General features: G+C 63.2%; 11 protein-coding genes and 2 pseudogenes. 6 read left to right on the top strand and 7 right to left on the bottom strand.

Features of this window, described 5'->3' with window-relative positions:
• The first annotated feature begins 439 nt into the window (after window positions 1–439).
• Together J4E96_RS14460 and J4E96_RS14465 are read left to right on the top strand one after the other, a co-directional pair.
• Entirely contained in the window at window positions 440–1,207 is a 768-nt protein-coding gene (locus J4E96_RS14460) for an amidase domain-containing protein (protein WP_227422785.1), read from the top strand.
• A gap of 548 nt (window positions 1,208–1,755) precedes the next feature.
• Window positions 1,756–3,164 (top strand): annotated as a pseudogene (locus J4E96_RS14465) (IS1380 family transposase).
• 170 nt (window positions 3,165–3,334) lie between these two features.
• Here the strand turns inward: J4E96_RS14465 and J4E96_RS14470 are convergent.
• The 3 genes from J4E96_RS14470 to J4E96_RS14480 all read right to left on the bottom strand — a co-directional run bounded on the left by J4E96_RS14470 (window position 3,335) and on the right by J4E96_RS14480 (window position 7,631).
• The gene (locus J4E96_RS14470; RefSeq protein WP_227422786.1) at window positions 3,335–3,571 is read right to left on the bottom strand and encodes a hypothetical protein; all 237 of its coding nucleotides are present in this window, start codon (window positions 3,569–3,571) and stop codon (window positions 3,335–3,337) included.
• A 734-nt stretch (window positions 3,572–4,305) separates the two neighbouring features.
• Window positions 4,306–5,829, bottom strand: coding sequence for a hypothetical protein (locus J4E96_RS14475; protein WP_227422787.1), 1,524 nt, complete (start codon window positions 5,827–5,829; stop codon window positions 4,306–4,308).
• A gap of 642 nt (window positions 5,830–6,471) precedes the next feature.
• Window positions 6,472–7,631 (bottom strand): IS3 family transposase gene (locus tag J4E96_RS14480; protein ID WP_227422788.1). Its coding sequence is split into 2 segments (ribosomal slippage): window positions 6,472–7,350 and window positions 7,353–7,631, totalling 1,158 coding nucleotides; the frame shifts between segments, so codons are not numbered across the junction.
• A 436-nt stretch (window positions 7,632–8,067) separates the two neighbouring features.
• Between J4E96_RS14480 and J4E96_RS14485 the strand changes: the two genes are divergently transcribed.
• On the top strand, window positions 8,068–9,387 hold the full coding sequence (locus J4E96_RS14485) for a hypothetical protein (RefSeq protein ID WP_227422789.1): 1,320 nt from the start codon (window positions 8,068–8,070) through the stop codon (window positions 9,385–9,387).
• A gap of 43 nt (window positions 9,388–9,430) precedes the next feature.
• Here J4E96_RS14485 and J4E96_RS14490 read toward each other — a convergent pair whose 3' ends face one another.
• On the bottom strand, window positions 9,431–9,691 hold the full coding sequence (locus tag J4E96_RS14490) for a hypothetical protein (RefSeq protein ID WP_227422790.1): 261 nt from the start codon (window positions 9,689–9,691) through the stop codon (window positions 9,431–9,433).
• A 591-nt stretch (window positions 9,692–10,282) separates the two neighbouring features.
• The gene (locus J4E96_RS14495) at window positions 10,283–10,615 is read right to left on the bottom strand and encodes a histone-like nucleoid-structuring protein Lsr2 (protein WP_227425775.1); all 333 of its coding nucleotides are present in this window, start codon (window positions 10,613–10,615) and stop codon (window positions 10,283–10,285) included.
• A gap of 673 nt (window positions 10,616–11,288) precedes the next feature.
• On the opposite strand from J4E96_RS14495, the gene J4E96_RS14500 reads away from it, so the two are divergent.
• Complete coding sequence (locus J4E96_RS14500; RefSeq protein WP_227422791.1) at window positions 11,289–12,185, top strand: abortive infection family protein; 897 nt, start codon at window positions 11,289–11,291, stop codon at window positions 12,183–12,185.
• 167 nt (window positions 12,186–12,352) lie between these two features.
• Window positions 12,353–12,457 (top strand): annotated as a pseudogene (locus J4E96_RS14505) (helix-turn-helix domain-containing protein); the annotation flags it as partial.
• Between the two features lie 279 nt (window positions 12,458–12,736).
• On the opposite strand, the gene J4E96_RS14510 reads toward J4E96_RS14505, so the two are convergent.
• Window positions 12,737–13,615, bottom strand: a complete 879-nt coding sequence (locus tag J4E96_RS14510) for a hypothetical protein (protein WP_227422792.1) — start codon at window positions 13,613–13,615, stop codon at window positions 12,737–12,739.
• A 105-nt stretch (window positions 13,616–13,720) separates the two neighbouring features.
• Window positions 13,721–13,930 carry a hypothetical protein gene (locus J4E96_RS14515; protein ID WP_227422793.1) on the bottom strand — a complete coding sequence of 70 codons (210 nt, stop codon included), beginning with the start codon at window positions 13,928–13,930 and terminating at the stop codon, window positions 13,721–13,723.
• A gap of 126 nt (window positions 13,931–14,056) precedes the next feature.
• On the opposite strand from J4E96_RS14515, the gene J4E96_RS14520 reads away from it, so the two are divergent.
• Complete coding sequence (locus J4E96_RS14520) at window positions 14,057–14,641, top strand: HNH endonuclease (RefSeq protein ID WP_227422794.1); 585 nt, start codon at window positions 14,057–14,059, stop codon at window positions 14,639–14,641.
• The last annotated feature ends 290 nt before the right edge of the window (window positions 14,642–14,931 follow it).

Genomic DNA, 14,931 nt, shown 5'->3' on the forward strand with positions numbered 1-14,931 from the left:
ACCGTTTCATCTAAGGGAACACGGCGCTAGAACAGAAGCGCGGCCGAAATTCAGTTGATGAGGCAGGGTCCAAGTTATGCGAAACGGGTACTTTCGAGCAATACCGATCTTTCTGCTCTTTCCTGCCGTTGTTGTGAGCGCCGGCGCACCCAGCGCCTTCGCGGATGACGAGGGCGATGTTGCGAGAGCGCAAACTGCAGCAGTGGAGGAGGCTCTCGGAGCTTACGTCGCGGTAAGCGACGATCTATGGACGAACCCCGCAGGGGCACAGCGGGCATTGGCGGAGACGGGTTCACGCTCGACAGCGTGGCTGTCAGTCAACGGCCAGGTTCGAGACGCGATGGTCAATGTCGGCACCCCGATTGTCTCTGCAGAGTCGACAACGCGAGTTTCCAGACTGACGCCCGCGGGCGACGATACCGTCGTCGTACGAGCGACCGTGAGCACCATCTTTTCGTACGGTGGGGTCGGGGTCGATTGGCCAAAGGGAAGCACGTGGGCCGACGAGCATGAACTGCTGATTGACACGTCCGACTCCACGCCCGTCGTTCTGACAGACCGCATCGTTGAACCTCCCGCAGACGAAACGCCGGGCACGCCTGAGGGCGCAGCACCGGTCCCTTCCTCGGCAGAACGCCCTACCAAAAGCAGCGGCACTGGAATGGCGACTCAGTCCGAGCCGACACCAAACAGCTACAACATGCAAGGGTACGCGCTGGAATGGACGATGTCGCCGAATGACGGCGACCAGCCCGGCGATTTCAATCCCAACTTTCCGTACTACGACAACAATTGCGCCAACTTCGCATCTCAGGTCCTACATGCGGGTGGCTGGACCTACAAGGGCGGGGTTAACCCCTACGACACCGCCAACTGGACACCGAATCTCACGGGTCTGGCCGAGGCGTCGCGCACCTGGAGCTCAGCGAAGTACCAGTACACGTTCGTTGACAACAACGGCTATGACTGGCTCCCCAACATCTGGGACGCAACGCCGGGTAACCTCCTCTATACGGACTGGGACCCGAACGACAACCCAGACGGCACAATCGATCATGTGATGGTGGTCATTTATGACGCCATGGGTGACCCTTCAGGACCGCTCATCTCACAGAAAACGCCAAACAGAGGTGCAATCCCACTCGCGCAATCCATTGCCTACGCTACTGCGGACGGCAAGACAATCGTCTGGTACGGAATGCAATAGCAGGAGTAGACAATGCAGATGTGGCTAGCGGGGGCGGCGAGTTTTCTGTTCGTCGCCCTCGCAGTTTTCTCAATCCGGCTAGCGTGGCACACTCGCGCGGCCGGTGCTCCCATGCGATGTATCGTCGGTATACCCGTCGTACTTCTTGTGCTCTTTTGTTGGGCGCTGACTATGAATCCGCAACAGCACGAAACGCCGAACGGCACAAGCACTTGCATCGAGGAGCCGCTGTTCGGGATGTCGTCGCTCTCGGACCTGTCTGCCCCGGCCTGCGTTCATAAGAACCGACTCGTAGTGGGATTCAGTCTTGCGGGAGCAGCCGCCTGTGCGGTTACCGGCGGGCTCACGCTGCGGGCGCTCGAGCTTCGAGCCCGGCACCGGCGACAGAAGCAGACGACTGACCAGAGGTAAATGTCAGCATTCGCTAACCTCGCGCTTTCATGGCGTGGTCGCGTGAGGTCGTGTCGGTGACGTGAAAAGTGCTCCTGACCTGGAACGATTTGGATTCTCGAGGTCCAGTTCGTACCAGTATGAGGAGCACCTTCCAGGTGAAGCAGACTACCGGTTTCTACCCTCGCCTCAAGGTCGACACGGCCTCCTCTGGTGCTGTCGGTCAGGCCGGTGGGGTGCTGCTGACCGAGACCATCGCCGCGACCGGACTCGGCCGGGAACTGTCAGCGGCACTGGCGCCGTGGCGTAAGCCGTTGGTGGTGCACGACCCCGCGAAGGTCGTCACAGACCTCGCCCTGACGCTTGCTTTGGGTGGGGACTGCCTGGCTGATATCGCGGTGCTGCGTGCCGAGCCCGGGGTGTTCGGGCCGGTCGCGTCGGACCCGACGGTGTCCCGCACGCTCGACGCCCTCGCCAAGAACGCCCCAGCCGCGTTGAAGGCGATCAGCTCCGCCCGCGCCGTGGCGCGAGCTCGAGCCTGGGCGCTGGCCGGCACCCGCGCTCCCGACAACGGCACCGATGGCGCCCGTCCGTTGATCGTGGACCTGGACGCGACGTTGGTGACGTCGCACTCAGACAAGGAACTGGCCCGTCCCACGTTCAAGCGCGGGTTCGGGTTCCACCCGTTGTGCTCGTTCGTCGACCACGGCCCGGACGGCACCGGTGAACCGCTCGCGATCATGCTCCGCCCGGGCAACGCGGGGTCGAACACCGCGGCCGACCACATCGACGTGATCAAAGCGTCCCTGGCCCAGCTCCCCGGGCACCGGCGCGGGACCCGAGCTGGACGCAAGGTGCTGATCCGCACCGACTCCGCCGGGGCCACCCACGCCGTGCTGGCGTGGATGAGCTCGCAGCGCCTGTCGTACTCGGTCGGGTTCACCCTTCCCGACCACACCCCGGACCTGCTCGAACGCATCCCAGCCCACGTCTGGGTGCCAGCGTTAGACGCGCACGACGAGATCCGCGACGGTGCATGGGTCGCCGAACTCACCGACCTGCTCGACCTCACCGCGTGGCCGGCGGGGATGCGGGTGATCGCCCGCAAAGAACGACCCACCCCGGCGCCCAGCTGCGGATCACCGACATCGACGGGCACCGCGTCACCGCGTTCGCGACCAACACCAAGGCCGGCGGGCCCGGCACTCAGCTGCCCGACCTCGAGCTGCGGCACCGGCGCCGCGCCAGATGTGAGGACCGGATCCGGACCGCGAAGGACACCGGGCTGCGGGCGTTCCCGCTGTTCGACTTCACCCAGAACCAGATCTGGTGCGCCATCGTGGCGCTGGCCGCCGAGATCACCGCGTGGATGCAGATGCTCGCCCTCGCTGGTCACGACGCCCGACGCTGGGAACCCAAACGACTGCGGCTGCGCCTGTTCACCGTCCCAGCGACCCTGGCTCGCACCGGCCGGCGCGTCCTGCTCCACCTCGCTGCCAGAGCGCCGTGGGCCGGACTCGCCCTCGACGCCATCGGCCGGCTCCGCGCTCTCGCCGTTCCCGGCTGAGCCCTCTTCTCACCGCCCGAAACGAACCCCGCCCGACGCCCGGCCCGTGGAACCGGCGCTCACCCGACACGACACTCGGGTCCCTGTCACACCCCGACGCGAAAATCACACCGCGAGAACGACCACCGCGCCGTCACGACCGAAGACCGGCGACCCACGAAAGATCCGGGCTAGACCTCATCGCCCCCTGCGCCATCATCGATGGCGCACACACCGTCATCATCCACGCGCTCACCATCGGCGACATCCCAATGGCCCGCCGCGCTGTCGACACCGCGATCCTCGCCGCGCCAGACGACGAAACCGCACTCCTCGACCTCGTCGAAGTCTTTCGCGCCGAAGGCCACCCAACCCTCGCACGCACCAAACTCCACAAACGCATCATCTATCGCAGTGATGATCACCACGCACCGATCGACCTTCCGTTACGCACTGCAGACATTCTCGCCAAGCCCATGCCAAAGCACGCTGACTCGCAGCAGCGGATAATCCCGCGGTCGACCAACTAGCAGTGGGGGGTCGACTCTCCCACTGTTACTCCTCGCGATCCTGTTATTGGCACTGCCACCTGTCCCCGAGACACGCGACGGGGTGAAAGCGGTCGACTAGCGTGCCGCTTCAACGGCGGCTCTACGCCCGAGACGAGAGCCAAAGCAAAAATGCACAATAGACGATTCACTAACCGGCTAGATTATGAGGCACCTCAAATAGTGTTTCCCCAGAGGATTCTCGCTAATCCCCGCATGTCGACACTCACCCTTCTGGGTCAACGCCTCGCACTTGCCCCCGTACGATTGTAGGAGATTTCGCGTAAAGGTGACCCTCTTAAGGGATTAAGCTCACTTAGGCTATCAAGAAGAAGAATCGCGACTAGACGAAATGAATTGCGGAAACTTCCGCATCAGGTCGTACACAGCAACCGAAAGGAAGCCTGTCGCAACACCTGCTCCCCAATCCGTGTCTCCATAGTAGCGTAAAAGGCCAATCGACACGCCAACAAGTCCGGCGAGAGACAGGAGTTCCACGGCCGCACGCTTCTTGTCAACTTTCGTTCGGGCAGCCGCGAAAGTGCCCCAGACCCCACCCGACACCAAGCAGACCGTTGCTACGATGAGCCAAACCACAATCGCCTCCGGCGCCTCTAGAAGTTGAGCGGAATGTTTGGGCTGCCCCAGTCAGTCACTTCCACAAGCCCGCGCCAGGTGCCGTCGAAATACCCGAACGCAAGTGGAAGTACCCGCACTGGCTCACCAGCCACAGATTCGCCGGGCACGTCGAATACAAGCGATCCGTAACCGCGCCGCTCGTCGTAAAATCGACTGCCTGGCGGAACCTCCCCGGGCGGAAGCTGACTGGCGAACGACATGCCACCTTTTACCTCGTCGACAACTACGGCGTCGAGGGGGTTTGCTGGGAACGGGTAAAGGCCGTACTTCATCCCGTTAATGACCACTGTTTCCATCGGTTCGAGGATCGTGTGATCGGTAAGTTCCGATGCAATCAACTGTCGGCCGGACCACGCTTCATCCTCGTATGCCGTGATTTCTGTAGGCAACCGAGGCAACTCGTATTCGAGTGTCGGTGCATCAGCGATCAGGCCGAGCAGATAATAGTTCTCCGCCTTCAAAGTTACGGGCTCAGACACCCCGCCCGCATCAATACTAAACTTCAGCTTATAGAAGTCACGATCGTCCCCGGCTATCGCGCTCTGGCAAGCACAAAACGATGAGACTCCAAGCGTTACAGGGGTGCCACCTACCCAGGAGCGAAAATTGTACCGGCGCGTCGCGGCAGATTCTAGATTGGTCACCGACTTGATTGCAGTCACCACCAGTTCGGTCTGATCGCCAACGAGCAGGTCACCGTTACTTGCGATCTCTAGCACCGCAGATTCGGATATCCGGTATCGGCTCGCCCTGTCGTCGCCTGAACTGGAAGCAACGCTCGGCACCAACAGTTCGACTGTACCAAACCGATCCATTCGATGGACACCTTTCTGGGTAGTCCAATACAGGTTTCCCAATTCATCGAATTCAATATCACGTATGGGGCTCTCGTCTTCAGGCGAGGCATACAGTACCGATGTGGAACGATCACTGGCAATGGACACAATACGCTCACCCAGCGAGTCAAGCACGACGAAGTCACCGCCGTGAGTAGCAGCAATCTTTTGCACTCCGTCCAGCGGAGTAGGCGCACCCGAAGACAACCAGTTCGTTTTGCCCGCCCATTCGTCCTCAATTGCCACCATTTCCGGCAACACACTAACTTCGATCGTGCTTGGCGCGCTTGATCCCACGATCGGTGGGGAAATCGCAGAAATCACGGCAGAGCCATATGGGCCAGTTAGGAATAGGTTTGAGTCTTCGCCCTCCGCGAAGTCGATGACGGGCAACACTGCATCCTCCTCCTGATCTGAACTCAGGACCTTTCCGGTTTCCAACGTCCCGGGTGATCCACTACCGACCGGGAGGTGTACTTTTGTCATGTAGATGCCCGAATTCGATCCTATCCATAAGCCTTGATCAGCATCGACCCGCGCAATGTTCACAGAGGACGCGAAGTTGCTTGAGCCGGGTTCCAGGTCAATTGATTCCAGCGCGGTGATCCTGCCCAGTTCCTGGTCCGCCTCAAGCTTTCTCGCTACCTCACCGGATGCGTCCACTTGCCACACCTCGCTTTCGCTCCCACTCGTTCCGGGCATTCCAATAGCAAGGTAAACTGACCCGTCGCTCGCGCTAGCAATTGCTTGCACGGCGGATCCCTGTGGCGGAGTTCCGTCGGGTGAATTGTCGAATACGCCGGCCTCGACGACTGGTTCGAGACTCCCGGGATTTGCACGGTAAGGCAGTTCGTCGCTCGGAGGCACTGGTGGGCCCATCAGTGCCGATCCAAGTGAGGCCGTGAGAAATCCGGCAAAGAGGATTGGAGGCAATAGGGTGACGAGGATGCGTTGCAGTAACTTGCGGACGGGCCGTGACGCCTTTGCTGGGATGGTTGCGGTCGATCCGCTAGAAGACTCTTGATGCCCGCTGCCACCGTGCCGGGCTTTATCGCCCAATCCCGGCTTCGAATCTGCGTCGGTGAACCGCCGCGCTCGGGCGCGTTCCCTACTCTTTTTCCCTGACATCCGTCCCCTGTCTCACCGGTACATCACTCGGCGGCGGCAGGACCGCAAGCACCATGCCTGGCCGTAAAAGTAGCGAAGTACCGCCGTGGGGGGAAGCACTGCGGCCCCTCGGACATAGTCACCCACCGTGGCAGCGCACGTCCGTGGGTCTGCTGCACGAATAGGTGACAGTCGGTCTCAGGCGGCGAGCGCGACCTGAGGGGTGTTGATGGTCTCGTACTCGATGGGGGTCAGTCGACCCAGGCGGGCCTGGCGTCGGCGGCGGTGGTAGGTCCGTTCGATCCACGTGATGATCGCCAGGCGGAGCTCGTCGCGGTTGGCCCAGCGGCGCCGGTCCAGGACGTTCTTCTGCAGCAACGAGAAGAAGCTCTCCATCGCCGCGTTGTCCCCGGCCGAGGCGACTTGCCCCATCGATCCGACCAGGGTGTGTCGGTCCAGCTCGCGCAGCACCTTTCGGCTTCGAAATTGGCTGCCCCGGTCCGAGTGGACGATGCAGCCGGCCACGTCACGACGCCGCTGCACGGCGCTGGCCAGGGCGTTCACCGCGATCCGGGAGGTCATGCGGTCGCTGATCGAGTACCCCACGATCCGGTTGGAGTACACGTCCTTGATCGCACACAGGTAGAGCTTGCCCTCGGCGGTGGGGTGCTCGGTGATGTCCCAGAGCCACAACCGGTTGGGTGCGTCGGCGCGGAAGATCCGCAGCACGCGGTCGTCGTGGGCTGGCGGGCCGGCCTTCTTGCCGTTCTTGGCGCGCTTCTTGCCGAACACCGACCACCACTGGTTGTCCCGGCAGATCCGCCAGACCCGCCGGTCACTGGCGCGCAGGCCGGCCTTGTCGGCTTCGTCGGCCAGCAGCCGGTGCCCGAACTCGGGATCGTCGACGTGGGCATCGAACAGCACGTTCGCCAGGTACGCCTCGTCCAGGTCACGAGCTGTGATCGGCGCGGCGAGCCAGCGGTAGTAGGGCTGTCTGGCGAGCTTGAGGACCCGGCACGTCACCGCGACGGGGATCCCGTCGCCAGCGAGCTCACTCACGAGCGGGTACATCATTCTCCCGGCAGGTGCGCCTGGGCAAAGTACGCCGCCGCGCGACGCAGGATCTCGTTCTCCTGCTCGAGGAGCCGGTTGCGGCGACGCATCTCGCGCAGTTCGGCCGACTCGCTGACCGTTACGCCGGGACGGTTGCCGTCCTGGACGTCGGCGGCCTGCATCCAGTTGCGCAGGCACGACTCGCTGATTCCGAAGTCTTTCGCGATCTCTTTGATCGGAGCATCACCGCGGCGGGCCACGGCCACGACGTCGTCGCGGAACTCCTTGGGGTGGGGTCTGGGCACGGTGCACATCCTTCCAGCGGTGCCCTCCGGCACCACAGGTCAGGCGTCACCTATTCGTGCAGCAGCCCCAACATCGCCTCAGACTCGGTGTCCGGGAAAGCGGGTCAGGCTCCGACTGCCGCCTACTTCGACCCACGCCTCCACGTCCGCTGACGACGCGGTACCGCGGGACCTTCTTGGGCACCGACTCGCGAGCAACACTGGTCACCCCGGCAACCGGACCGACATCTCGCCTCGGACACTACGGTCGCGAGCACGTTGGCATATGGCGGCCGAAGCACCAGCCTCGGCCGCCAGGTGAGACCGGACCCGATGACAACCGCAGTATTCAACGGATTCTCGATGGGGTCGGCCTATCGACGGTCTGCTGCCAGGCCGGGCAACGGAGAGTCCAGATTCCTGCGCAGAACCACGCTCGCACGACACACTGTGCTATGTGATCTCCGCCCGACAGGCCATTGCACCCGTTCGTACCTACTTGTGCGAAGTCAGAACCGACGTAGCGGTGCTCGCGCAACTCGTGCGCGACGACGCCAGAATCGAACTGCGAGCTACTGCGCGTCAGGCCGCAGCTCTCGCACAGACGCGATGGATCCGCGCGTACGACAGCGGCGCAGTGACCGTCCAGCACGCACTAGTGCGCGCTCATGTCGCCAAGATGAGGAGCCGGGCCGCAGTTGTCCGACGGGTCCTGCCGCTAACGTTTGCCGTCCTGGCCGCCACGTCCTTCGTCGCCGACTGGTACTACGGCAGGATCGTCATAAGAACTCTCGGATACAGCGGCCCAACTGCCTGGGCGTACTTAGCACCGTTCGCCGCCATCACGCTTGCGTGCTCTTTACCCATAGTGGTGATAGTTCTTTCCATAGGCACACTGCCCATCCGCGCAACCCATCCCGCCATGCGAGGAGTTATTGTCTATTGCCCGTCTCTAGTTCTGGCGTTCGCCGGGGCATGGTACATACTGCCGAACTGGCCAGGCGGCTACTTCGGCAGCGGACTCGCTTGGGTCCTGGCTTGGCTGAGTATCATAATAGTCCTCTTCGTGTACACCTTTTTGTATCGCAGGCGCGCCAGCCTCGATCCTCGGCACTCTTTCATTCGTGCGCTGGGAAATCTGCTCACCACCGCGATTTTTGACGATCCAGAGACCACAACGCATTTCACCTCCGTAAAGGGCTTAGCGGCGGCGGCCACCCAAGAAAGGCACTTCTCCGACGGCATCCGGCCCACGCTGGCTCGCTGGGCGTGCGGGGACACGAGAAGAACTGCACTCGCACGAAGCATTTCGGATACCGCTGACGAAATCGCGACCGGGTACCCGGCACTTGGCTGGAAGCAAGCACCTGAAATCCGCAGCCAGCTCACTTCTGACGCTCGACGCATCGCTGCCGGTCTACACACGCTTGCGAAAGCGACTTTGCTCGGGGGACCACGAGACGAGACCGTCGTCGGTGCGCTGGCAGACGGTCTTGTTGCCGCAAGTCAAGGTCGGTGGTCTGCGCTCAGCTTGCACGAACCGCTGCCCCGTGCGCCACGTGTCATTCAGGAAGTGTTGCGTCGCACCTCCGCAATTGCCGCCCTTGTGTTACTCGGCGCGTATGGCGCTCCGTTGCTCTCGTCGCCTTTGGACGACCAGGTCCGAAACCTTCTGTTCGGCACCGCGCTCCTAGCCGTCGTGACCCCCCGTAAAGCCGTCGAGGACGCTTTCAGTCAAGCTCGAGACTTCCTGCCTGGCGGCAACTCCCGTGACTAGGCGCTCCGAACTTCGCACGGCGGTCTGCCGTCTTCGCTAGGTTTCAAGCATGGACGCAGGGACCGCCGTCGCGCTCGTGCTCGGTGGCCTCGGTTTCGCGTGGAGCGGGTTCACGTAATTTCGCAACGAGCGCCGCGAGCACGAGCGCGAGGAGGTCCGTGCTCATGGCGAGCGCGCGGCGGACCGCGAGAAGCGCTGGGTGCAAGAGAAGCGCCTGGTCTACGTAGAGATGCAGGCAGTGCTTCACGGCCGCCTGTTCGCCGTTGCGGACCTCACGATGCACGATCCGACCGAGAACGGCCATGAGGCTCGCGAGAAGAACTCGGAAAATCGGGTTGGGGATGTGGTAGCTCGGAGGGCCTCACTGCCCGCTGGTTCCACAGACCCGACGCACACCAACATGGGCAGGGTGCAAATTCACGCTCAAAAGCCGCGAAAGCGAGAGGGGTGATGCTCGCCTGCAAGCGTGCGACAGGGAGGGTATTTGCTGATCCTGGCTCGACCGCTGCTGACCTGCTCAGAGGCTCCGAGACGCACGAGGAGCTAGTAGCTGGGCCACGCTCTGTTGACCGAGCATCCAGACACCAGGCACCTCAGCGGTGATCGATCTAAATTGAGCGAACAGATACAGCCGCCGCGGCCGTGTTCAGACGACGTCTACCGCCTAGCCCTGCGCCAGACAAGGTAGCCGTCCGAGGAGGAACAGAGGGCGCGGTCGGCGCCGGATCGGGGCGCGAGATGAGCCGACGCCGCCCTGGAGCTCAGCGCATACAAGGGCGCCGACGTCTTCCACGCATCGGGGTTGCCGGTTCTCCGCGAAATGCACGAACACCCGAGCGCTGGTGACCATTAGGGTCGCCGGCGCTCGGGTGTTGGTGCGAGTGCGGTCGTGCGGTCAGTTGGCGGCTTCGTACGCGGCCCGGATCTCGGCAGAGATGCGTCCGCGCTCGGACACGGTGTAGCCGTTCGTGCGGGCCCACTCGCGAATCTTTGTCGCGTCGCTCGACCCACCAGCCTGCCGGGCCGCACGCGGTGCGCGTCCTGCCGTTCGCCCGCTGGTTTTGCGGGCGTTGGCGACCCAGTGGGCGAACGCGGCACGAAGCTCGGCGGCGTGGTCCGTCGTCAGGTCGATCTCGTAGGAGATCCCGTCGAGAGCGAACGTGACTGTTTCATCTGCCGTGACGCCGTCGACGTCGTCGACGAGAAGAACTTGAACCTTCTGAGCCATCTGGGTTTCCTTACCTAGGCGTGCGGTGATGCGCATCATCTTGGCATTCCAATAATCTTCTGTCAAAACAAGTCTAGACGCGAGAGCGTGCTCAGTCGCGGCCTATCGGTAAACTCTAGTCCGCTCTAAGCAAATGTCTACTCGCCACGTTCGGGGATCGCACTTCTCGCGGCGGAACTCTCGGGTCAAGTCCAGGTTCGCGCGGTAAGTCCAATAGGCCAGTGGTTCCGACACTGCGCCGGATTCGCGGTCCCGTTGCTTGAGGTTGATAGCCCTCACTGTATGTGCCGGCCGCGACGAAGGGAAGACGTTCCGTGGTCGCCGAGGTGCCCCAGCCCAGCGCGTACGCAGTTTTGAACGATCGGAGAGTCCGCCGTTCCACCACCGACGCCTTTTACCAGCGGGCGCAACCCACGGCAGATCCACGGCTGCGTCGGATTGCACCCACCAGACCTCGATCTGAGCGGCGGTGAGCAAGCCAACCGATCCAAGTTGCGTCGTGACAGCGGCATGGCGGTGCTCGGCCGTCCCGCGTGCAGTGGCATGGTCGGTCGTAGCAGCCTCTGAGGCTGACAACCTCTCGCGCTCGAACCGTTCACCGTAGATTCGTGCCCAGTTCTGGTGTCGACCATCTGAGAGCTGGCGGTCCGCTGTGACATTTACCCGAGAAGACTTGTTCCTCGACGAGACCGCCGCCGGGCAGTGGGTGTCGAGCGCAGAACTGTTCCGGGCTGACCTCGCTGAGCAGTTGCGCACCGGGTCCGTCCAGGAGTTGGACGATCTGGAAGTCGGGGTCGCGTTGACGGAACTGCTGCAATCCGAGTTTCTCCTCTACGGGACTTCCGGTGGGGAGCGGCTTGCTGATCAACAAGCCCGACTCGCGGTCCGAGGCCTCCGCGCGACCCTCGCCCGCCTTGGGTTATCGATCAACTTGCCGTGGACTGACTTCACGTCTTTCCGCTCCTACTGGTTGGCGCACGGAGGACATGGTTCTTGGGCCGCCCGGCGGGAGATGGTGGGAGAGGTATTCGATCCCATACTCGCCCGGCTGTACGCGCGCCAAGACGATCCGCGAACGGGGCACATCGCAACTCCTGCGCTTAGTGCGCTACCTGACCCGGCGGCGATTCACGACCATCTGCGACGGCTGACGACCAGCGTCGACACCGACCCCCGTCTCGCTGTCTCAGTTGCAAAGGACTTGGTAGAAAGCACCTCAAAACTGGTCCTACGCGAGCGCGGAGTTGCCTACAGCAACTCGGACCAGATGCCGCAGCTCGTGGCTCGAGCTCAAGAGAGTCTGGGACTGCAGGCTGGCGGAGTAAGCGGCGACTCGGACGAGGCACGTGCCTTGAAAACTCTGCTCGGGTCTCTTGCGAGGCTCATGCTCGGCTTGGCCGAGCTGCGCAACCAGATCGGCGTCGGCCACGGGCGTGAGTCAGTCCCGACCTGGGTCCGTCCACGTCATGGGCGCCTGGCAGCTGGCGCGGCTACAACCTGGTGCAACGTCATGCTCGAGACGTTGGGTGATCCAGATGCTCCGTGGCGCAGTCCGCGCAGTGGCGCGTGAACCTGTCGACAAGGCCTCCGGCGCTAGTGCCCCGGCGCCGTGGAACTGTCGCGGCGAGACCGAGAAGAACTGTCGATCGCGTACCGGTCGGCGGCTGTCGACGCCGAGTGAACACTGACCCCCTGGTGCCGAACGAACGTTGACCCCCCTCGGTCCAGAGTGAGGGAGTGATCAAAGTGGAGGATTGGGCAGAGATCCGTCGGTTGCATCGGGCGGAGCACATGGGGGTCAAGACGATCGCGCGGCGGTTAGGGCTGGCGAGGAACACGGTCCGGAACGACCCCGCACCGGCGCCCAGCTGCGCATCACCGACATCGACGGGCGCCGCTTCACCCGCGTTCGCGATTCCAGGGCGCAGTCAAAGGCGGGCGATTGGGAGGTCTCCGGTCGGCTCAGCCGACCGGAGACCGTCCTCACGGCGAGCCCTATGCGAGGGCGCGGGCACGACGTGAGCGCACGCCGGTTCCGCAGTCACCGGCCAGCGGGCGCTTCCCTTATTCGCCGTTCGGTCCAGTTCGTCTTGATAACGAGCGAAGCCCGGATGAGACGTCCTACTCGAACGCCTCGTGCCGAAAGGTGTTTCCGTCCCACCAGATGACATCCACGTCGAGTTCGTGGGTACGTGCGACCTGCCTAGCGAGCTTCGACGGCTCGCCGGGCAATAGGACGGCGACGCGGTCGACAATCTCGGCGTCACGGTTCGCGATCGTCCGGTAGAGCATCGCCTGCGTGATGGCGCCCAGCGCGACGACGTCGTCCTTGTACGCCTTCGCCTCGATGATGAGCTGCCGCTTGCGGTCAAAGATGTCGGCTCGTCGATTGTCGAGCGGGTACTCGCGCTCGACGTGGTGCGGGAGGGACGCAACGTACCTGTCGCACAGCTCCGCTTCAACGATCTGCTCGAGTTCGGCCCGCTTGGCCACGGACAACGTCTCGTCGGCGAGTATCGCAGCGTCCCCAAGCACAGACCAGTAGGCGCGGTGGCACGCAAGGCGCTTGCCTTTGAGCACCCCGTGCATGGCCCAATAGACATCGCAGTGTCGGTAGCGCCCACCGAGCTCGAGATAGCACTCGTGGATCGTCCGGCTGCGCTTGCCGTCTTTCGGGCGCGGCCAACCGAGCGCGAGGACTGCGTCTGCTACCTCTTGCAGGGGCGCGACCTTGGCATCGGTCGGCAGCCCCGGTCGCCGAAAACGGTCGCCGTCGTACTGCATGGCCCCGGTCCATTCGAGGTCGAGTACCGCCAAGAGGAGGCCGCGAGCTGACTCGGCACTCGTCTTGCCGTACTGCACCTCGATGTGCCGCCTGACCTCGTCCCACCCAACCGTCTGGTCGAGATTCTGCTCGATGTAGCGGGTGGCGAGCCCTGCTAGGTGGTCGTCGTTCTGGCTACGCGGTTTCGCTTCGGTGCCGGGATACGGAACGGCCACGGTGTCACCTCACGCTCGCTCTCACTAGGACCGCCTCGGATCGCTCGCAGCGTCGGCCAGAGAACTGCTACTGCCCGCGTCTTGCGCGCTTCTCGACCGCCTTGCCTACAACCCTAGATGCCAGCGCCCTTCACGCACATCAGGATGACCGGATGCTGCCCGGCGCGACGCGGCGGACCCCGCGTTGCGCGGCGTGCGGAAGGTCTCCAAATTTGACGTCGTCGACGCCCCGTAGGTGTAGTGAAGGGTGGCGGTCGCACCGACGACGATCTCCGCCTTGTTATCGTCGTCGAGGTCGGGCCCGGTGTACGTCACGCGCGCCTGGCTCGGCGTTCGAACGTTGCCCTCAGGGCATCGATCGGGGCGCCGTCGACACCGCCAGCAACATTCAGTGTGCTTCGATCAGGTCCGCACGGCATCCCCGGGTGCGATCCTGTCGGCATGGAGATCGTGTTCACCGAGGAAGAGGTGCCGCCTCTTCGCCATCCGAACCTCGGCCCGTGGGACGCGAGCGAGCGTGACTGTCCTCGGTGCAGTACCGCGTTCGTGCCGCATCGCCGGGACCAGTTGTACTGCGCCCCTGTGTGCCGGGCCGCGGCAGTCGAACGCGCGTGCGCGCATTGCGGTAAGAAGTTCTTGACGGCCACGAAGCGAAGAATCTACTGCGGAACTCGTTGCCGCGAGACGGTCAAGGCAACCCGAGACGAGGTCGCGGCGCACGCGAGGTTTGGCGATGTTCTCCCTCCCGGGGTGCAGGAAGCAGTTCACCGGAAGTACCACTTCGCCGCTCGCGGTGGCTACGGCGTTCCTGGACGGGTGCCCTCGCCTGCTCGTCGCGCTGAGGTCATCGAACGAGACGGTGGCCTATGTCAGGAATGCGGTCGGCCCGGCACGGAGGTTGACCACGTGGGTCCGGGCCGCGAGTTAACCGAACTCCAGCTCCTCTGCCGGGACTGCCACGCGAAGAAGACAAACCCGAATCTCGAGTACTTCATGGAGGGTGAGTTCCCGAAGCCGGGCGAGTAGCGAGTGGCGGCGGCGGCGAAGCTCTACTACTGCTGGGGTCTGCTGCGAGCCCTTTGGACTCGTGAACACGACAATCGAGCTTCCATCGCGACGCACACGAGCGGCCTGAATCGGCCAAGCCAGTGCGGGCAGGGTGCAAATTCACGCTCAAAACGGCGTTTGCCTACGGGCCTTTTCGCACCCGCCAAAGCGCGAAAGGGAGGGGGTAAGCCTGGACCCGGTCAGCGCGACAGACACGCTGGGACGCCCCAGCAGAACCGGTGAGTCGGCCGTCAGCTCCTCCGACGCAT

This window comes from Pengzhenrongella sicca, from assembly GCF_017569225.1.
In the GTDB taxonomy this organism is placed as follows: Bacteria; Actinomycetota; Actinomycetes; order Actinomycetales; family Cellulomonadaceae; genus Pengzhenrongella; species Pengzhenrongella sicca.